This is a genomic window from Hyphomonas sp. (genome assembly GCF_016125515.1).
GTDB lineage: Bacteria > Pseudomonadota > Alphaproteobacteria > Caulobacterales > Hyphomonadaceae > Hyphomonas.
The window spans coordinates 41311-60935 of the sequence record NZ_WGLO01000017.1 but is presented as its reverse complement, the minus strand read 5'-3'; the positions used below and the strand labels follow the sequence as shown (position 1 = coordinate 60935).

Annotated in this window: 18 protein-coding genes; 7 read left to right on the top strand and 11 right to left on the bottom strand. The window is 59.4% G+C overall.

Annotated elements, in window-relative coordinates:
- Window positions 1-478: 478 nt before the first annotated feature.
- The 3 genes from GC148_RS13085 to GC148_RS13075 all read left to right on the top strand — a co-directional run bounded on the left by GC148_RS13085 (window position 479) and on the right by GC148_RS13075 (window position 3078).
- Window positions 479-1102: a type IV toxin-antitoxin system AbiEi family antitoxin domain-containing protein gene (locus tag GC148_RS13085; protein WP_291071327.1), complete on the top strand. Its 624-nt coding sequence runs from the start codon at window positions 479-481 to the stop codon at window positions 1100-1102.
- Window positions 1092-2024: a nucleotidyl transferase AbiEii/AbiGii toxin family protein gene (locus GC148_RS13080; RefSeq protein WP_291071326.1), complete on the top strand. Its 933-nt coding sequence runs from the start codon at window positions 1092-1094 to the stop codon at window positions 2022-2024. The genes GC148_RS13085 and GC148_RS13080 overlap by 11 nt, the downstream gene beginning before the upstream one ends.
- A 121-nt stretch (window positions 2025-2145) precedes the next feature.
- Entirely contained in the window at window positions 2146-3078 is a 933-nt protein-coding gene (locus GC148_RS13075) for a hypothetical protein (RefSeq protein ID WP_291071325.1), read from the top strand.
- Window positions 3079-3439: 361 nt separating this feature from the next.
- Here GC148_RS13075 and GC148_RS13070 read toward each other — a convergent pair whose 3' ends face one another.
- Genes GC148_RS13070 through GC148_RS13050 form a run of 5 tightly spaced genes read right to left on the bottom strand, consistent with a single transcriptional unit; the run spans window position 3440 to window position 8201 of the window.
- Window positions 3440-4756 carry an MFS transporter gene (locus GC148_RS13070; protein WP_291071324.1) on the bottom strand — a complete coding sequence of 439 codons (1317 nt, stop codon included), beginning with the start codon at window positions 4754-4756 and terminating at the stop codon, window positions 3440-3442.
- Between the two features lies 1 nt (window position 4757).
- A complete protein-coding gene (locus tag GC148_RS13065) occupies window positions 4758-5693 on the bottom strand; it encodes an SDR family NAD(P)-dependent oxidoreductase (RefSeq protein WP_291071323.1) in 936 nt (311 codons plus the stop codon).
- A gap of 18 nt (window positions 5694-5711) precedes the next feature.
- Window positions 5712-6176 (bottom strand): MaoC family dehydratase, encoded by a 465-nt coding sequence (locus GC148_RS13060; protein ID WP_291071322.1) that lies wholly within the window; start codon window positions 6174-6176, stop codon window positions 5712-5714.
- Between the two features lie 4 nt (window positions 6177-6180).
- Window positions 6181-6996: an enoyl-CoA hydratase/isomerase family protein gene (locus GC148_RS13055; RefSeq protein ID WP_291071321.1), complete on the bottom strand. Its 816-nt coding sequence runs from the start codon at window positions 6994-6996 to the stop codon at window positions 6181-6183.
- Entirely contained in the window at window positions 6996-8201 is a 1206-nt protein-coding gene (locus GC148_RS13050) for an acetyl-CoA C-acyltransferase (RefSeq protein WP_291071320.1), read from the bottom strand. Before GC148_RS13050 ends, GC148_RS13055 begins: the two co-directional genes overlap by 1 nt.
- A gap of 209 nt (window positions 8202-8410) precedes the next feature.
- Here GC148_RS13050 and GC148_RS13045 point away from each other — a divergent pair, with 209 nt between their 5' ends.
- Complete coding sequence (locus GC148_RS13045; RefSeq protein ID WP_291071319.1) at window positions 8411-9049, top strand: TetR/AcrR family transcriptional regulator; 639 nt, start codon at window positions 8411-8413, stop codon at window positions 9047-9049.
- A gap of 61 nt (window positions 9050-9110) precedes the next feature.
- Here GC148_RS13045 and GC148_RS13040 read toward each other — a convergent pair whose 3' ends face one another.
- A complete protein-coding gene (locus tag GC148_RS13040) occupies window positions 9111-11279 on the bottom strand; it encodes a TonB-dependent receptor (RefSeq protein ID WP_291071318.1) in 2169 nt (722 codons plus the stop codon).
- Between the two features lie 143 nt (window positions 11280-11422).
- Here GC148_RS13040 and GC148_RS13035 point away from each other — a divergent pair, with 143 nt between their 5' ends.
- On the top strand, window positions 11423-12976 hold the full coding sequence (locus GC148_RS13035; RefSeq protein WP_291071317.1) for a class I adenylate-forming enzyme family protein: 1554 nt from the start codon (window positions 11423-11425) through the stop codon (window positions 12974-12976).
- Window positions 12977-12988: 12 nt separating this feature from the next.
- On the opposite strand, the gene GC148_RS13030 is transcribed toward GC148_RS13035, so the two are convergent.
- From GC148_RS13030 to GC148_RS13010, 5 genes are all read right to left on the bottom strand, one after another.
- On the bottom strand, window positions 12989-14137 hold the full coding sequence (locus GC148_RS13030; protein WP_291071316.1) for a hypothetical protein: 1149 nt from the start codon (window positions 14135-14137) through the stop codon (window positions 12989-12991).
- A 272-nt stretch (window positions 14138-14409) separates the two neighbouring features.
- A complete protein-coding gene (locus GC148_RS13025; protein WP_291071315.1) occupies window positions 14410-15309 on the bottom strand; it encodes an alpha/beta hydrolase in 900 nt (299 codons plus the stop codon).
- Window positions 15306-16358, bottom strand: a complete 1053-nt coding sequence (locus tag GC148_RS13020) for a zinc-binding dehydrogenase (protein ID WP_291071314.1) — start codon at window positions 16356-16358, stop codon at window positions 15306-15308. Before GC148_RS13020 ends, GC148_RS13025 begins: the two co-directional genes overlap by 4 nt.
- A gap of 11 nt (window positions 16359-16369) precedes the next feature.
- Window positions 16370-16918: a 2,4'-dihydroxyacetophenone dioxygenase family protein gene (locus GC148_RS13015; protein ID WP_291071313.1), complete on the bottom strand. Its 549-nt coding sequence runs from the start codon at window positions 16916-16918 to the stop codon at window positions 16370-16372.
- 40 nt (window positions 16919-16958) lie between these two features.
- Window positions 16959-17792: a metal-dependent hydrolase gene (locus tag GC148_RS13010; RefSeq protein ID WP_291071312.1), complete on the bottom strand. Its 834-nt coding sequence runs from the start codon at window positions 17790-17792 to the stop codon at window positions 16959-16961.
- Between the two features lie 102 nt (window positions 17793-17894).
- On the opposite strand from GC148_RS13010, the gene GC148_RS13005 reads away from it, so the two are divergent.
- Window positions 17895-18914, top strand: a complete 1020-nt coding sequence (locus tag GC148_RS13005) for an NAD(P)-dependent oxidoreductase (RefSeq protein WP_291071311.1) — start codon at window positions 17895-17897, stop codon at window positions 18912-18914.
- 9 nt (window positions 18915-18923) lie between these two features.
- A complete protein-coding gene (locus GC148_RS13000) occupies window positions 18924-19565 on the top strand; it encodes a TetR/AcrR family transcriptional regulator (RefSeq protein ID WP_291071310.1) in 642 nt (213 codons plus the stop codon).
- The last annotated feature ends 60 nt before the right edge of the window (window positions 19566-19625 follow it).

The window sequence follows — 19625 nt, the reverse complement described above, 5'->3', positions numbered from 1 at the left end:
CCTGAGCGCCTTGCCGCCCGCTGGCCCAGGCCGGTTCCACTCGTTTGAAAAGTTGCACCGGCCTGGGCCAGCTACCACCGCGCAGGTGGGGTCAATTTTGCACGCCGATAGGGGGTCAATTTTGCGCGCCGATTGACAGTTTGTCCACATATAGTGGTGAATCTGTCGCACATCGCCGCATGTAGTGGCGAGGCGCTCGCTACTGGCGGTTGCCGATTTCGCTGAAAAGGGCTTGCATAATCGGCCCTCGCCTCCCTTTCGGAGTGAGGCCGCGATTTAAACGGCCTCGTTCGAGCGAGGCTTCGAGATCCGGCGAGAAGGCGTGTCAGGTGGAGCTGAAATTGGACCTTGGCGGTATCTGAACTCACCATCCCTCTTCTGGCGAAAGCGGACGCCAGCGTCGGAATTTCATTCCAAGCCTGATCAGATCATGTTACAAAACGTCTGAATTTACATCCAATCCCAGACGTTTTGTAACATGACAGAGCTGAACCGAACTCAAAGAGAAAAAACAATCTCGCTTCTGAAGCGCAAAGGGATCATGCGTCTGTCCGAACTGATGGCCGAAGGCATAAGCCAGCCCACGCTAAGCCGGTTGGTCAATGCCGGAGAGCTTGTCCGTCCGGCGAGAGGACTCTACGAGCTTGCAGAAACAGAATTCGAACTGACGCACACCCTCGCGACAGTCACCAAACGCGTGCCCAGAGGTGTGATCTGCCTGATATCTGCACTTCAATATCATGACATAACACTGCAGACTTCAAACCGGGTCTGGGTAGCTATCGGGGAAAGCGACCGGAAACCACAACTGCACTATCCGAAGGTCCGGATTGTGAGGTTTGGGGAAAAAGCTTTTGAACGAGGGATAGAGAGCCATCGGATTGACGGCGTCGCCGTGCGGATTTTTGATCCGGCCAAAAGCGTGGTCGATTGTTTTCGATATCGCAATACAGTGGGGCTCGACGTTGCACTTGAAGCACTGAGGGTGGCCATCCGCAAGCGCAAGGCCAGCCCAGATTCCATAGCAGAATACGCCAAGGCACTTCGAATATGGAGCGTGTTGCAACCCTACATTGTGACAACGGCCGCCGATGAAGGATAAGCCAACGAACCTGCCAGCATCGATCAGCGCACGCTTGCGCAATCAGGCACGCGAAATGCAGCTTGATATGGAATTGCTGTTGCGGCGTTATGCGCTGGAGCGCTTGCTGCTTAGGATAAGCATGTCGAAGCACAGCGACACATTCATCCTGAAAGGCGCGATGCTATTCGCCCTATGGCATGATGACCCAACGCGGCCGACGCGGGATCTGGATCTGCTGGGCTCCGGTGCTTCCGATGCAGCAGCGATTGTCAGTACGTTCAAAGAAATCTGCGGCACCGAAGTATCCGACGACGGACTAATATTTGATCAGCATTCACTGAAAGTTGAGGTAATTCGGGAAGAGCAGCGCTATGGAGGCGCAAGGGTCACAACGACAGCAAATCTGGGCAAAACACGTATTCCGATCCAGGCAGACATTGGCTTCGGCGATGCCGTGACCCCTGCTCCGGTAAAAGCAGACTTCCCGTCCCTGCTGGGAATGGAAACGCCAACAGTTCTCACTTATCCACGCGAGACGGTTGTCGCTGAAAAATTTGAAGCAATTGTGTCGCTCGGGATTGCGAATAGCAGGATGAAAGATTTCTATGACCTCGCTGTGTTGGCCGCGCTCTTCGAGTTTGATGGACAAATCCTCTCGGCAGCAATTGCGGCCACATTTGAGCGCCGCGCAACACCGTTGCCCGAAGGCGTGCCGAACGGCCTTAGCAAACTGTTCTTCGGCGACCGGGCAAAGCAAGAACAGTGGAACGCTTTCACACGGCGTGAAGCCCTTTCTCTGGAAGTCGGAAACCTCGCTTCGACGATTGAGACGATTGCTGAATTTGTACTGCCGGCTGCCACAGCAGCTCGATCAAAAACCAAGTTTAGTTGCTTATGGACGCCGCTCGGTCCCTGGAAAACTTCCGAAAAACCGGCATAGTTTCTGAAATTTCCCACTAAGCCAGAGCTCATCTTTAGCAGCCCGCACTTACCTCAGCTGGGCCACGCCGGCTCGCCAGCAAACGCTCGACTGCGCGCAGACCATCAGAGATAAGGGCGAAATGGCACGCCTCGTCTATCTCGATCAGAACGCTTGGATAGTACTCGCCAAGGGGGCGTGGGACAAGGAGCGCTACAAGGACGAGCATGCCGCACTGACCCGGATAGTTGGCATGGTCCGGACCGGTTCAATTGCCGTACCGCTCAGCTTCTCTAACATCTACGAGACCTCGAAGATCAACGATCCTAGCCGACGATTGAACATTGCGCAGGTGCAGTCGCTGATCAGTGGCGGAACAGTATTTCGCGGACGGCGACGAATTTTAACTGAGACCTTGGCAGGTTATCTCGCGAAGAAGCTCGGAATTCTGCAACCAGATCCGATCGACCACTGGTTCTTGTCCGATTTGTGGTTCGAAGGAGCGGGTGACTACTCGCCTCAAAACTATGGCTTCGAGATAGCGGCGAGCGTTATCGCGTACATTCGGGAAGATCCCGCCCACGCACTCCTCGACTACCTCGCTTCCGCCGACGACAACGTCCGGCAAGAGACTGTACGTCGCTACAGTGCGAGCTCCGCTGAACTCATTGAGAGGATTGAGGCACGGCGTGCGCTTGTGTCTGGTCAGCCCCTCGCGATAAGAAAGCGCGCCTACGGCGCCCGGCTCATCATCGACGAATTTGATTTCATCCTCGCGATAGCCCGAAGCCTCGGGCTGAAGTGGTCGATGGCCATCGACATTGGATCATCGCTGGTGCGCAGCATCGTGGTTGATGTTCCCGTCTTGAACACAGAAAGGGAGCTGGTGGTCCGCCTCGAAGATCAGGACCGGGCTGTGTCGGAGAACGACCTGCGCGACATGATGGCGTTCATCACTGTGCTGCCATTCGCGGATGTGATGATCGCTGAGAAGCAGTTTGTGAACTTGACGCGGCAAGCCCGACTGGACGAACGCTATGGCACAATCCTTCTGACCTCGATCCACGACCTCTAAACCAATTGATCAGCAGGAACTCGGCGACGCAGGACTTCTTGCCGGTTCAATCTCGTCCGATCACGGTGCAGTCCATTGCGTCAGGCGCTCCATACGCAAATTAAGACGCGAAATGAACTCTCAATTCCAGTTTCCTGTGGATTTCGGAATCGAACCTTTTGCGTAATCCGCCTCTTGGCAGAATTCATGGCACCGACCGATGCCAACAGTTTGTATTTTCAATAAAAAACAACATGCTAAGCTCGCTCGCGATTCCGCCCCGGGCACCATTTTTTACAATAAAATCAAGGCATTACGAGTTAGGTCATTTTTCCCGCAGTTTGCCTGTTCGCAACCGGCCTTATGTTGGCTCAACCCGCCTTCACTGCGCTGATTCAAGTTCAATCATATCTCGCCTCAAGAACCGTGCTGCCCGAAAAAAATGTAGTGCCGCCCAGGGCATCAGAAACAGGAGCGCAATGATCGCCGCTTGGAGCGCCGCGTCACCGAAGACAGGCTGAAGCGTATCGGACAGCAGACCTGTCAACACAGGCCCTGCGCCCATTCCCACAAGGTTAGATACGAGCAGAATGAACGCCATCACCATCGCCCGGTGGCCCGCATCGATGACGAGGTGTATCGCTGCATAGGCCGGCGAAGCCAGCAGCAGAAGCACCAGGTGCGAAATACCCGCGAGTATAAGAAAGTGCTGGAAGTTGTCGGTCGAGAATTTGAGCAGGTAAAATGGAAAACTGATCAGCAGCGCAAGAGTGCAGATCCAGCAAAGCCATCTGATGTCCCGCCGTATCAGACGATTGCCGAGCCAGCCGCTCAGTGGAATAGCGATCAGCCCCATCGCGGCCTGGATCAGTGACATCGGCACTGCGATCGATGGAAGCTCTTCGACCGAAATATCGTAGTGGCGCATCGCAAAAGGCAGCGTCCAGATGAACGCGCCGTAGAGCAGGAACCCGTTCAGCGTGAACCCGATCAGGAGGTGTACAAAGGCCGGTTTGCGAAGCGCCGGCTTGAGCGCTGACATCATGTCAGGCCACAATCGCGAGAGATACGGCATGACTGGCGCGCTGCGTGGTTCCTTGAGGAAGATATAGGCAAGAAGACCGATCACAATGCCGGGCAGCCCCATCCAGATCAGGGTCTCGCGCCAGCCAATCAGCGCGACGAGGACGCTTCCGCCGATGCCCGCGACCAGTGAGCCGATGACAGGGCCCAGATTGAACACTGACAGCGCGCCGGTTCGTTCAGCCGGCGGATAATAATCCGCAATCAGCGAGTGGGACGGCGGTGTGGCGCCGGCTTCGCCGACGCCGACACCCACCCTGAACAGGAAGAGCTGAACAATATTACCCGCCATCCCGCACATCACCGTCATGAGGCTCCATAAGGAGACGCAGGCAGAGATCAGTACGCGCCGGTTCCAGCTGTCGGCGATCCGGGCCAGCGGGATACCGACGAGTGCGTAGAATATCGCGAAGGCGGGCCCGGTGAGCAGGCCGACCATCGTGTCGGACAGGCCGAACTCGGCCTTGATGGGTTCGATCAGGACCGAGAAGATCCAGCGGTCTGCATAATTGACTACGGCAATCAGGAAAATCAGGACCATTGCCCAGCGGCGGGCCCATCCGGTGACCGGCAGGCTTGCCGGCGGGATAGAGACGGTCGTGATGCCTTTCGACATCCTATCCGGTCGCCTTCGGCGCGAGCGAAACCCCGGCAGCTTGTGCGGCCTTTGTGATGAACTTGGTCACCTGCTGCCCGCCATTGGCATAGGCTGACTGGCCTGCCTCATCCGAGATCTCGCCGAAGCGCGCAGCGATGTTCTCGGCGGACTGGTCTGCCGGGCCGAGATAGATGCCATCGGTTTCGTGAATGATGGTGTGCGAATAACCGCCGGCAGTCGCATTCAGGATGGTGCGGCGCGGTGCATCTTCACTGACGAGGTAGATCGCAGCGGGTGTGACCGATTCCGGGGTCATCAGGGCGACGATCGGCGCAGGCAGCAGGCTTTCCGTCATGCGGGTTGCTGCACCTGGCCCGAGGGCGTTGATGCGTATGTTGTTCTTTTCGCCTTCGATCTGCAGCGTGTTCATCAGCCCGATGAGCGCCATCTTCGCGGCGCCGTAGTTCGATTGCCCGAAGTTGCCGTAAAGCCCGGACGAGGAGGTCGTCATCAGGATACGGCCATAGCCTGCGTCGCGCATGTGTCCCCAGACCGCCTTGGTGCAGATGACAGAGCCCATCAGGTGGACATCCATCACCTTCTGGAAATCCGCGATCGTCATCTTGGCGAAGCTCGCATCACGCAGGATGCCGGCATTGTTGATCAGGATATCCACCCTGCCCCATTCTTCCAGGGCGCCGGCAACCATGTTCTCAACCTGCTCTCGGTTCGTGATATCGGCGCCGTTCGAGATCGCCTGCCCGCCGGCGGCGCGGATTTCCTCCGCGACTTTCTCAGCAGGGCCAGAGGAGCCGCCGGTTCCGTCCACCCCGCCGCCAAAGTCATTGACGACGACTTTTGCGCCGCGGCGGCCGAGTTCCAGAGCGTGAGCCCGGCCGAGCCCGGCGCCTGCGCCCGTGACGATGGCGACACGCCCGTCAAATCGAATCGACATGATAATTCCGTCTCCTGATTATTTTACAAACTGCAAGGAAAGCCACTCGGCCTTGACGGCCGGCTTGTCCTCGCCTTCGATTTCTATCGTGCAGTCGAGTGTTGCCATCCACTGGCCGGGCGAGCGCTCGACCATGTCCTTCAGCGCGAAACGTCCGCGGATCCGCTTGCCGGACCGCACCGGCGCCATGATGCGCACTTTGTCGAACCCGTAATTGACCCCCATGTAGATGCCCTGCATCGCAAAGCTTGCCGCCTTTCCCATACTGGCAAGCATCGAGAGGACGAGGAACCCGTGGGCAATCGTGCCGCCGAAAGGCGTTTTGGCGGCAGCCTCCGGATCGATGTGGATGAACTGGTGATCATCGGTCAGGTCGGCAAAGCGGTTGATCATGTCCTGATCGATCATCATCCAGTCGGACACGCCGATTTCAGTACCGATCTTCGCGCGGATTTCGTCCACTGTATGAAGTTTGACGGTCATGAGATCACTTCCCCTTGAAGTCTGGTTTGCGCTTTTCAAAGAAGGCTTTGACCCCTTCCTGGAAATCCTCTGACAGGAAAGTCAGCAGGTACTGATCGCGGTCCATGAAGGTCGAGGCATGATGCAGCGCATTGGCCGCCGCATTGATCGCTTCCTTGGTCATGCGCACCGGAATGGGCGGTAGCGCGGCGAGCTTCTGCGCCCAGGCGAAAGCTTCGGCATAGGCGCCGCCAGAGGGGGCGAGTTCATCCACCATGCCCCAGGCGTGCAAAGTGTCTGCCTTCGTGGGCTCGCCAAACATCGTGAACCGCTTGGCGCGCGACGGCCCGGCAATCGTTGCAAGGCGCGGCAGGGTGCGCCAACTCATATTGATGCCGAGGGGGACTTCCGGAAGTCGCATCATGGCGCCCTCGCCGGCGATCCTGAAGTCGCAGCAGAGGACAAGTGCAGCGGCGCCGCCAACACAGTAGCCTTCGATCGCGGCGATCGTGACGGGCTCGATTTCTTCCCATGCCTTGCACATGTCAGGGCCCGCGAGCACCGCTTCGCGCAGCACCATGAGCCCTGGCCTTTCGGAGCTTTCCGGCTTCTGGCCGCGGTCCTCTCCAAAGCTGCCGAGGTCGGCGCCAGCGGAGAAGAACGTATCTGCGCCGCGCAGGATGATGGCACGCACATGCGGCGCCGTGCGGTAGGCTCTCGCGAACTCGGTCAGCTCTGCCATCAGTTTCCGGTTCAGCGCATTGCGCTCCGGTTCGCGGTTGAGGCGGACGGTAACAATGCCGTCTGCCTCCTCGACGATGAGATGTTCGTAGTCGGACATCAGGCTACCTCGAACAGGCCGGCCGCGCCCATACCGGCGCCGACACACATGGTGACAACCACATATTTTTCTCCCCGGCGTTTCGCTTCGATCAGCGCGTGCCCGGTCGAGCGCGATCCCGTCATACCATAGGGATGGCCGATCGAGATCGCCCCGCCATTGATGTTGTATTTTGCCGGATCGATGCCGAGTTCGTCGCGGCAATAGAGGCATTGGCTGGCAAAGGCCTCGTTGAGCTCCCAGACGCCGATGTCGGAGACTTTGAGGCCGGCGCGCTTGAGGAGTTTGGGGACTGCATAAACGGGACCGATCCCCATTTCGTCTGGCTCGCAGCCGGCAACGGCAAAGCCGCGGAAGATGCCCAGCGGTTTGAGGCCCCTGCGTTCGGCTTCCTTGCCCTCCACGAGAATACAGACGCTGGCGCCGTCGGACTGCTGGGAGGCATTGCCCGCTGTGACGTATTTGCCTTCCTTCACGACCATGCCGCTGCGAAGGACAGGGCTCAGTGTTGCAAGCGAGTCGAGTGTCGTCTCAGGGCGGTTGCACTCGTCCCGTTCAACCCGGACATTGATGAGTTCGGGCTCGCCTGTTTCCTTGTTCGGACGTTTCCAGACGACATCCATCGGAACAATTTCGTCCGCAAACTTGCCCTCACGCTGGCCGGCTGCTGTGCGCTGCTGGGACTGGAGCGCGTATCTGTCCTGAGCTTCCCGGGAGATGCCATAGCGCTGCGCAACAATTTCGGCGGTCTCGATCATCGGCATCCAGAGCGACGGCTTGTCTGCGAAGAGGGTCTCTTCGACGGCGCCCGTCATGTTCATCTTGCCGGAGAGCTGCACCATCGAGATCGACTCGACGCCGCCACCTGCGACGATGGTGTCGCCTTCATTGATGATGCGCCCGGCGGCCATCGCAATCGCCTGGAGACCGGAGGAGCAATAGCGGTTGACGGTCACGCCGGAGGTCGTCACCGGGCAGCCCGCCTTGATTGCGGCGTTGCGCGCGATGTTGAAACCGGTTGCGCCCTCCGGCATGCCGGAGCCGAGCACCACATCTTCGACTTCACCTGGGTCGATCCCTGCGCGCGCGATCGCCGCTTTCAGCGCGTGACCGGTAAAGGCGATGGGATGAGTGTTGTTGAAGCTGCCTTTGACAGCCTTCGGCATGCCCGTCCGGGCTGTAGAAACAATGACGGCCTCGCGCATAAGGTGCTCCCTGATTTTGCTTTGTTTTGCGGCCCCGGCGGCTGAACAGTCCTGATCAGCGAAGCACCGCTTTCCTTGATCTAAGAACTGAACATTAGTTCAGTCCTTAGATCAAGTCCCGGCCGGAAATTGACCATTTTCGTAATTTTTGGCGTGTAGGACTGAACAAAGGCTTCGCGTTCGATCACCAGTCCGTTAGGGTCCAAGTTATGCCTGACAACATTCCGCCCTCAGCCTTGGAACCCGAACGCCCTGCCCTGAAGGGCCGCGACCGGCTGATCATGGTCGCCATGCAGCTTTTCGCAGAACGCGGGTTTGATGGGGTCACGGTCCGCGACATTGCCAAGGAGGCCGGCGTCTCCATCGGTCTTATCAACCACCATTTTGACTCCAAGGAGGGACTCCGCGCTGCGGTCGATGCGCATTTCCTCGAACGAACGTCGAAGGCAATTACGCGCGCGTCCAGAGAGATGGCCAGCCCGGATCTCGACAAGGTTGCCGAGTACCAGCGCAACTGGATCCGCCAGTATGCCGAGGAATGGCCGAGCTTTGCCGCCTATCTGCGCCGGGCCATTACCGAGAACAGCGAGTGGGGCGAGCACCTGTTTCGCGAGTACTATGATTCAATCTCGAAGATGATCATGCGTTTTGACGCTGAGGGGCGCGTATCGGAGGACGCGGACCGGCTTTGGCTGCCATTGCTGTATATGTTCATGCTGATCGGCCCCCTCATGCTCGATCCCTACGTCAAGGCGATGATGGGCAAGTCCACCTACGATCCGGAAATGTGGGGCAGATTCCAGAAAGCAATGAAGCACCTATTTTGGAATGGGGCCTCACCCAGATAAAAAAAGGGCCGCCTCATTAAGAGGCGGCCCAGATGAGAGCGGAAGGGAGGAGTCTGACCGCTTAGAACTCTACCCCAAGCTTGACACCAATACGGCGCGGATATGGGCGAACGATCGGGTCCCCTGCATAGATGATCCTTTGCGCCGCGCCGTCTTCATCGAGCGCATTGAACGCAAATACGCCGAGCGTGACGCCCGAGGCTGTTTTCAGGTTGGCGCTGAGGGACAGATCCTTGATATCGTCCGTTCGCGTACCTGTTTGCTGAAGGCTGTCAGACCTGTAGGCGTAGGTCGAATTCAGCGACAGGACCGAACCTCCGAAAACGCTGACGTCCCGCTCATAGTTTGCCGCGAGCGAAAACGTCTGCTCGGGAACCGCGAGGACTTCTGCGCCCGGCGTGACAAACGGAAGAGACGCGGTGACGTTGGGTCGAACCGTGTCCCACTCAGCATTCTGCATATTGGCATTCGCCTGCAACGACAGGCCATCCACCGGCGTCAACCAGGCCAGTCCGATATCGATGCCTTCGATCTTAGCATCGCCGACATTGGCGACTGAAGACAGAGGACCGAATGGCTGCTGCACGTCGGTCCAGTCAGTACGATACAGAGCGCCATCAATCAGGACTGTTCCATTGGCTAGCGAAAATTTTCCGCCGAGCTCATAAGTCCAAAGTTCGTCAGGATCGACGCCGCGCTGGGCCGGAACGCCAAGCGTATTTGCGGCAGCAACCTGCGCGTCCGTCTGAATGGTGCCGCTTCGGAAGCCATGCGCGGCGTTGAGATAGATTGTCGTATTGGCGTTCGGAAGGTACTTCAGGCTGAAGCGCGGGCTTACACTGTCGAAGGTTTCAGACAGTTTGGGTCTCGGCAGACTGGTCACACGGTCAAAGCCGGGACCTGAGGAGCGCTCGTCTTCAAAATAGCGAACGCCGATGAGCGGCACGAGCTTTCCATCGAACAGTTTCCAGGACGCTTCTCCGAATACCGACCAGGACTTCGTTTCGAGCGGGCCAGTAATGCTGATCAGCGGGATCAGACCCAGGGCGAAGTCCGTGCCATCAAGATAGAAGTCGATGTCGCTGTTTATCGTCGCATCGCGGTAATAAACACCTGCAATCCAGTTGAAGACGGCCTCATTCGTGTTCGTCAGCCTGAATTCCTGAGTGAAAGAATCGGTCTTGAAAGTGGAGTCATTGTTGTAGTTGAAAGCCCCGAGCGTGAGCGGCGCTTCGAAATCCAGTTCATGCTCAGTATAAGACGTCGAACTGGTGAGCGTCACCTTGTCAAAGTCATACTTGATTGCGACTGAGCCGATATCCATCGACGTGTCGACGAAACCGTCTACCGGACCGTTCGTGACGCTTCCGGCGCCGTTCAGTGCGGGCTCGGAAAGCGGAAGGCCTGTGGCTGGATTGGTCGTGATGACCGAATTGCTGAACCCCTGCTCGTTGTCGATCGTCCAGTATGTCGCCCGGACGGACAACCGGTCGGTCGGTGTGTAGAGCGCCTTTATGCGGAAGTTAGACCCGTTCGACCCGTTAGCGTCCGTCTGGCCGGTCTGGAGCACGTCTGCATAACCGCCAAGTTCATCATAGCCGCCCGACAAACGAATTGCGAACTTGTCCTTGGCGATGGGGATATTGACGACACCATCGACGGCATAATTGTCACTGCCGCCCTCAGTATTCGAGTACTCCCCGACAAGCTTTCCGGAGAATGCGTCCGTATCTGGATCTGCTGTAATCAGGCGAATATTTCCGCCCATCGACCCCTGCCCCCAGATGGTACCGGACGGGCCGCGGATAACTTCAACCTGATCGAGGTCGAGAAGACGCGCTGGCGGCGAAAGCTGGAGGTTCGGCACGCCGAACGCAAAGTCATCCACATAATACCCGGTCAGCCCGTCGCCTGTTGTGCCTGCTGAAATCCCGCGGATCTGGATGGTTTCAAAACCACGCGAGCTGGCCGACACCACCGAAGCGCCGGGGATCAGCTTTACGAGGCCCGCGACATCCTTGATACCGGCATTCTCAAGCGTTTCGCTTTCGATTGCCTGAACCGACAACGGAACATCAAGGATCGACTCCTCCCGTTTCTGGGCGGTCACAGTGACAGTGCCGAGGCGTTTGGCGCCTGACTCGTCATCAGCTTCCTGCGCGAGGGCCGGCGCGAAAGACAGAGCGCCGATCAGACTTGCACTACACAAAAGCATTGCACGGTTGTTCATTAAATCCTCCCAGATACGCGCTGCCACTTGTCGGACAGACCGCTTTGATCCAAGAACTATACAATTGTTCAGTCTTTCACAAGGCCTGAGTTTACTTTCGGGAAGGCATGAGGCCTTTCGGACACACTGCGAGGGATATCTTCATGATGGAAACCGCCAAGAATATTTATGACGTGCTGCGTTGGCGCGTGGAATCAGCGCCAAACGGAGAAGCCGTGCTGCAGGACAGCCTGAGGCTTACAAATCAGGACCTGGCCGGACGAATCGACACGGTCGCTACCTTTCTTCTGGCTTCCGGGATCCGCAAAGGCGACAGGGTTGCGACACTCGCCCCGCCATGTCTCGACTTCTGGATAACCTTTCTGGCTGCAACCTCAATTGGCGCTATCTGGCAGGGCCTGAATCCGGCCTACAAGCGTAACGAGTACGCTTACCTTCTTGCCGACGCCTCCCCCAGCCTCATCTTTGCGCATACTGACTTCGATGGACGCAACTATTTCGAGGAGCTTGAGGCAATCTCGGACGGAAGCGCGCAATTGGTTCCTCTGTATGCTGAAGCGCTAGGGACGGGTGACACACGACTTGAGCTAAGTTCGAGCCTGCCGGAAGGGTCCCTGAAAAGCGCCCGAGCTGCCGTCGATCCAGAGGATATTGCCGTGATCGTCTACACGTCTGGCACAACGGGTCAGCCCAAAGGCGCCATGCTTTCCCACCGCGCGGTCGTCCAGACGGCGCTGTCAAATATCGCGTGGATGCCCACCGAAGGCCTCAGCGCTACACTCTGCGCGGCGCCGATCAATCACGTGGGCGGGCTCAACAATGTCTGCTTTACTGTATTCGCCGCCGGCGGGCGGATCATCTTCTTTCCGCGCGTTGACCGCTCGGCCATTTCGGTTCTCAACGCCCGCGAGCAGCCCACCTATCTCGTTGGCAGCCCGACCGCCTGGGCGATGATGATCGCTGCCGGCATGGACTTCTCGGCGGCAAGTTTCTTTAAACTGATTGTCTTCGGCGGTGCGGCATCGACGATCGCCCAGCTTGAGCATGTGCGCAAGACCGGCGCGCGCATGTCAAGTGTCTATGGACAAACCGAGACAACCGGAATGATGACGTATACGGAGGAAGACGCCGGCCTCGACGTCATGTCTGAAACCATCGGCAAACCCATACGCGGAAACGAGATCCGGATTGCGGCTCCCGATGGCGCGCCTATTGCTGTTGGTGAAACTGGCGAAATCCAGGTTCGCGGTGTCTCGGTCATGTCGGGCTACTGGAACAAGCCGGACGCCAGCAAAGAGGCGTTCACAGCAGATGGATGGCTGAAGACGGGGGACCTTGGCATTCAGCGCCTGGATGGAAACATAGTCTTTGCCGGCCGCCTGAAAGAGATGTTCAAGTCGGGCGGATACAATGTTTATCCGGTAGAGGTGGAACTTGCGATCTGCGAGCATCCTGACGTGATGGAAGCCTCCGTGATTGAAGTCCCGCACGACACCTTTCAGGAAGTCGGCCATGCCTTCCTCGTCCTGCGCCCGGGCTCCAGTCTCGCTGGAGATGACCTCAAGGCTTTCCTCAAAGACAGGATCGCCGGCTACAAGATCCCGAAATCCTGGCAGATCCTCGAGGCCTTTCCTCGCCTGCCAAACGGCAAGACGGACAAGCGCGGTCTCAGGGCTGCCTACCAGCCAGCGGGTTGAGACCGCCAAAGGTCAGGCTTGTCCAAACCTGTGGTCGATCACACCGCGCAGGGCCCGTTCATACTGTTCCAGACGGCCCGTGTTGACTGCGGCTCCATCATCGACCGGCGTATGAAATGTCGCCGCGACTCCGGTCAGCCCGAGGACGTCCTTGTAGCCGGCGGACAGAACGTCTCCTGTTTCGCCATTACGCATCTGAGACGGATCGAGTGGCGAGAGCCCCATCGGGCCAAAGGCCTCGTCAACAAGGGCTGCAATGCCAGGCGTTGCCATACGAAAGTGCAGCGATTTCAGCAGATAGTCTTCATCCTGCGCGGTTGCGCCAAGGCTAGCGCCCAGATGAATCCAGAGGCCGACCTCTTCCGGCAAGGGGGCCAGTTCCCCGAGTATTTGCTGCATACCAAGGTGGCCGATTTCATGACCGCTGCTGGCGACAATCCAGACCGGGAACGAGGCCTCGGCATAGGCTTCGGCCAGTTGCCTCGCGAGGATGATCCCGGGCGCGCGCTCGGCCACCGATCCGAACCATCCCGTCATCGGCGTCGAGATGACAAGTCCGGCCCCCTTTCCAGGTCTCGCCCCTATCAGACTTACTCCGGACACGGCGGTACGTGTCGCCGAAAGCGACAGGCGAGTCTCATGCTTCTGCACAGCTGCTGCCAGGATCAGGTCGTGATCACGCCGCGCATAAAGGACCACCGGGATGGGAAGGTCTGGCAACCTGATGGACCGGTTGTAGGCAAAGATCGAACCGGACGGTGTCTCGGTGCACATGAGGTAAGCGGCCGCCCCGCGATGGGCCGCTGCCTTAACTTCTGCTTCAAGTGCATCCGTCCAGTAGGCGGAAAACGGACCAGGCATGGCACGAACAACGCAGTCCCCAGGACGGGCGTCGCCAGGCAGGGACAAATGAACACCCCCTTCTAAAGGAGCCGGCAGGGCGACAGGCGGCATCCATTGCAGGAACCCCTCGCAAGTTTCGCTGCCCAGTCCAATTTTCACCTCCGGATAGACGAGCGTGTTTGCCGAAAATGCTGTCGATCGGATTCTGTATCCGGCAGACTCAAGGGCCGCGGAAATCCAGTCGCGGGTGCGTTCTTCACCTGCAGAGCCGGTTCGCCTTATGCCAAAGGACGCGAGTTGGAGAAGTTTTTCGGACATCGGGACTTCAGTCGGCTGCCCTCCTCGCGTCATGCAGGCTGACAAACCAGACGCCAACAGAAGTGACAGGGCCTGGCGCCTGCTGGGTCGGGAAATTCTCAACCTTACCTCTCCTGTCAGGTTCAGCGTCGCATTGCCTCGACTGACCTGCAAATATGCCTGCTCCGATCAATCTCCGGAACAAGCAAAAACGCGAGCACGTTCAGGCCTGAACGCTATCGCCAGGAGCAATGCCCGATGCAATTGAACGATCAGGCTCTGGTCTTCGAGCTTCAACGATTCTCGGCATCGAGGTGAGCCAGGATCGCGTCGTGCACCAAGCCTGGCTGTTCCAGATGAACGAAGTGACCTGCACCGGGAACTGTCATCGTACGCACACCGCCGGTAAAGAAGGCGGCCGGCATAGCGGCCTCGAAGATCGCCGCGCTGATACAGCCATCGTCGGCGCCGCAGAGCCCGAGCGTCGCCGCCGCAATTGGCGACGAGAGCAAGCGCTGGCTTTCGGCAGCACGCGGATGGGCGAAGTCAAAGGCCGACCGGTAATATTCGAGCGCGGCGCCCAGCACGCCGGGACCGGAGAGCGCCGCCTCTGCGTTGGTGAGGGACGCTGTATCGCTCCAGTTCGGAGACCAGTCGCGCCAGAGGCGCTTAAGGAAGGCAAACGCATTGGCCGGCAACAGGAGCTCAGCCGCGCCGCGTACCTGGAACCAGTAGACATACCAGGACCTGCGCGTCTGGTCATAGTCTGCGGCCATGACCCCTGCGAAGGCGGCGGGTTGCGGCACGGACATCATGACGACCCGGCCGATCCGCTCGGGGCAAAGCGCGGCGGCGCTGTAGACGAGATTGACGCCCCAGTCATGACCGATGAGGTGGGCCTTGTCTGCGCCAAGCGCGTCAATCCATCCGCGCACATCCTCTGCGAGGCTAGCGACGCTGTAATCATTGTCTGCGGGCTGCGAGGAGGGCTCATACCCGCGCAGCGTGACCGCGACCGCCCGGAAGCCTGCCTTGGCGAGCGCCGGCAGCATCAACCGGAAGGTCTGCGGCGTATCGGGAAACCCATGCAGGCAGAGAACGAGCGGGCCTTCCCCCATCTCATGCGCGGTAAAGGACAGCCCGCCCACTTTGAGGGTTCGGACGGCCGCGCCGTCGATCGGCGGCAGGGTCAATTCAGGCTCCCGTCCGACCACGGATCGATCAGGATCTTGGCATGCTTTTCCGGATCTGCGAGCTCAGAGAAGGCGACGGCAATCCCGTCGAGGCCGACGGTGCCTGTGTGCAGCGCTCGCCAGTCAAACAGGCGCTGCTCGATCAGGCGAAGCGCATCGGTAAACTCTTCCGGCGAGTAATAGATGACAAACACCATGGAGAGTTCCTTGGCGATGGCCAACATTGGCAGGAAACTCTCATTGCCGGAGGCGATACCAGTCACCACGATCCGGCCATTCTGAGGGGCTTCGAGCACAAGCCGTCCGAGCATGCCGGGCGCTCCGGTGTTCTCGAAGATGACCAGCGGGGCGCCGGGCGCTTTTTCCGCAGCGAGCGCGATCGGGCTCTGCTCGGCGCCGTTGACGACATCGCTTGCGCCCATCCGGGCGGCGAGTTCCCGGCGCTTCGGTGAAAGATCTGACGCGATGATGGTCTTCACGCCCCGGGCCTTGAGCACGGCGGTGATGGCGAGGCCAATCGGCCCGGCGCCAACAATCACAGCCGCTGCGCCGTCAGGCAGGGCGGCCTTGTTTACTGAATGAACAGCAATCCCGAGCGGCTCGACGAAGGCAGCCGCTTCTGTCGGAACCGTCTCTGGTACCTTCAGGAGCATGGCTTCTGTAAGGGTCATGTATTCGGCATAGGCGCCTGTCGTTTCCGGATTGGATCCGATGAGAACAGGCGCGCCCTGCTTCAGGACAAATGGCATCGAGACCACACGGTCGCCGACGGCGAGGGCGCGCTCGGTCCCTGGCCCGAAGGCGCAGACTTCGCCGACGAACTCATGCCCGAGGACGACGCCCTGATTGTAGGCGCGCTCGAGTTCGGTCACATCCGCGCCGAGCGAACGCGCCGTTTCGATCGTGTGCTTCTGGTGCTTGAAGACGTGCAGGTCCGATCCGCAGATACCGCAGGAGCGGACCTTGATCAGCACCTCGCCGGGCCCCGGTTCAGGTACGGGACGGTTTTCAGTCCGGAACGTCTGGCCGTAAAGGACGCTTGCCCGCATGCCCGTCATCATCATTCACCGTGAACGATCAGCTTGGAGCAATCTGCGCCGATGGCGTCGCAATAGACCCGGTACATTTCGAGTGCGGCGCGGGCATCAACGACGGAAACCGGCTTGCCTTCCTCATCCAGATTGATGTTAGCGCCGTAGATCGCAAACCAGACGATGGTCTCACCGGTCTGGTCCGGCGGCGTCACAAGCGTATGGGTCGAGCCGGCGGGCTCGAAGAGGTAGGAGCCGGGCCCGGAGACTTCTTCTGGGCTCTCGAGATAGTACCAGCTTCCCTGCAGGGTGACGGCATAGACGAACCCTGTATGGAAGTGCTTGATGACTTTTGCGCCTGCGGGAAGCCGGGTCATCGAGATCCAGAGCCCCTGGTTGAGATCCACATGCAGCAGCTTGATGGCGGTACCGTCCGGGGCGACCGCCCAGGGAAGGTCCTCGTCGCGCACCAGCTGTGTCGGTGCGTCCCAAACCGGGAACGTACCGCGCGCGGCGACCTTCGCTGCATACTGAGCGAATTTCTCTTCCATGCTGACCTTAGCCTGTCCGTCTGCCATCTTGTCCTCCCGGGATCTGTCTTTGAAGTTGTCTTGAAGTTCAGCGAATGCTGAGAGCGAGGTTCGAGTAGGTCGTCCTCGCCGTCTCGTAGCCCCCCGGCAGCGGCACCCGTGAGGGGTTGTACCAGGGCATGTAGGTCGCCAGCAATTTTGGCAGGAAGACCTTGTTATAGGCCTTCATCCGGGCCGCACGCTTGGCTTCGAGTTCCGGTGTCTGGTAGCGCGCGATGGTTTCAGGATCGGCCTCGATCATGGCCGCCTGGAAACGGCCGCACAGGCCGAGATAATGGCGCTGGAAGAACATCGCGAGTTTCATCCGGTGGAAATAGTCGCCGCCGCAAGCATGATAGATATCATGCGCAACGCTGCGGTGCTCGACCTCCTCCATGATGTGCCAGTACATCAGCCCACGGATGGGTTCCTTCATATGGTCGAACATGCCCGTCTCGATCTGGGCACGGGCAGCCGCGCAGGTCATCGATTCAAAGCCTTCGCCATAGGCGAGGCAGAACTTGAGCGGCTTGTTGCGGCTCCAGTCGTCGAACAGGGCTTCGACTTCCTTTTCGAGCTCTGCAAGGCGCCGGCCCGCCGGGTGCACGCGTTTAACGACATCGTTCATTTTCTGGTGCTGGCGGAAGTGCTGGCCTTCCTGCGCGCAGAAGCGCAGCGCTTCTTCCTTGAGGTTCTCGTCCTTGATCCGGGGCATTGCCGCCTGGACGGTCCGGATCAGGAAAGGTTCAAGGTAGGGCAACATCATCCAGGCCCCGACAAACAGGTAGGACAAAGCCGGATCGTCTTCGATGAAGACGAGATCCATGTCGTCGGGAAACTCGAAGTTCATCCGGCGGATCGGAATGTCTTCAGCAATGCTCATGACCTGCTCCTCGCGTTGACAAGCGGCGCTCGACTCCACTTACCGTCCATATGGACTGTACGTTTGTTCAGTGTCAATATGCGGATGAATACGGAGGTCAAAATGCAGCAGCGACGCGTCCTGGTTACCGGCGGAACGGGGTTTATCGGCCGCCGGGTCGTCAGCCGCTTCCTGAGCGATGGAGACGATGTCGCCTCCTTTGCCCTGCCCGGAGAAGCGCTGCCCCGTGACTGGGAAGGCCGGGTCGCCGCGCGTTCGGGAAATCTCCTCGAGCCGACAAGCCTGGCCGCGGCCTGCGAGGACCGCGATCTCGTGATCCATCTGGCGGGGCTCGTCGGACATGGCGGCGACTATGACCTCCAGTGGCGCATCTTCGTTGATGGCACACGCCATGTCTGCGAGGCGGCTGGCCGCGTAGGTGCGCGGCTCGTCGTTGCGACTTCGATCGCGGTCTATGGTACACACATTCAGACACGCGTCTGCGACGAGGAGGCCGGTCACGGGCCCTGGGCGGGGGCCTATGGCCGGGCCAAGCAGGGCCAGGAAGCTGCTGCGCTGCAGGTCACCTCAAGGCTGTCACTGCCCCTGACGCTCATACGTCCGGCAAATGTCTACGGGCTCGGCGGCGGCGGGGCCTGGGGCGACCGGCTGATCGAGGCGATCCGGGCGTCCGGCGGCGCGCTGATTGGCGAAGCGGATACGAACAATGCCGGACTGACGCATGTCGACAATCTGGCGGATGCCATTTTCCTTGCGGGCACGCACCCGGCCGCCATCGGACGCACCTACAATGTCTGCGACGGCGAAGACGTGACCTGGGCCCGCTTCATGACCGACATGGCCGCCCTCGCGGGCCGGCAGCGCCCGCCGCTCTTTCCGCTTCAGGACGTCCTCGATCTCGTGAAGGCCAATGAAAGCCCGGCCGAGCTGAAAGGCCCGGAAAATGCTGCGCTGCCCTTCATGGAGGGGGTCAATCTCGTTGGCTTTGATAACCGGATCCCGAACGCGCGGATCCGCCGCGAGCTCGGCTGGACGCCGCAGATCCGCTATCCTGAAGCCCTTGAACAGATGCGGCGATCGATCCCGGCCGCGGCCATTCCCGGTTCTGGCGAACGGGCTTAAACTCGCGCCATGCCGGATACTGAAAAACTTCCCTTACGCCGCACCCAGGCCGATCGAACCCGCGCCACGCGCGAGCGCATCCTCAAGGCAGCGCATGATACGCTGATGGCCCGCGGATATGCCGGGGCATCAACCTGGGCCGTGTGTGAAACCGGCGACTTTTCGAAAGGCACGCTGCTGCATCATTTCCGGCAGCGCACGGATCTGTTCGGCGCGCTGATCGTGGATCTCGGCCTGCGCAGTCTGGCCTCGCTCGACGCGGCGATGAAGACCGCCGCGCCAGGCCAGAGAATAGATGTCTTTCTGGACTGGCTCTGGTCGACGCTTGAGGGTGACTTCTTCGTGGTGGGCCTTGAAGTGCTCACCGCCGCGCGCACAGAGCCCGAACTCGGCGAAGCGATCCGGAAGGGGGCCGACGAGCTTTCAACACTTCTGGACGCGTTCATCGATAGCGCACTTGAAGATGTCCCGGTGGGCTCAGCCGATTTCGTCAGGAGCGCGCTCCAGACATCCGTTCATCTGGTGCGGGGGATCGGGCTCGATCTGTCCATCGGCGGCAATCTGAGTGCGCACCGCGCGCGGTTCGACAACTGGTCCCGCACTGTGCGCGTGCTTGCCTCAGGCACGATCCTGCCGCCGCCCGAGAGATAATTTCGAACCAGGCCTTGAAGACTGAACGTTTGTATAGTTTCTTCGGTGGGAGAGCGCATC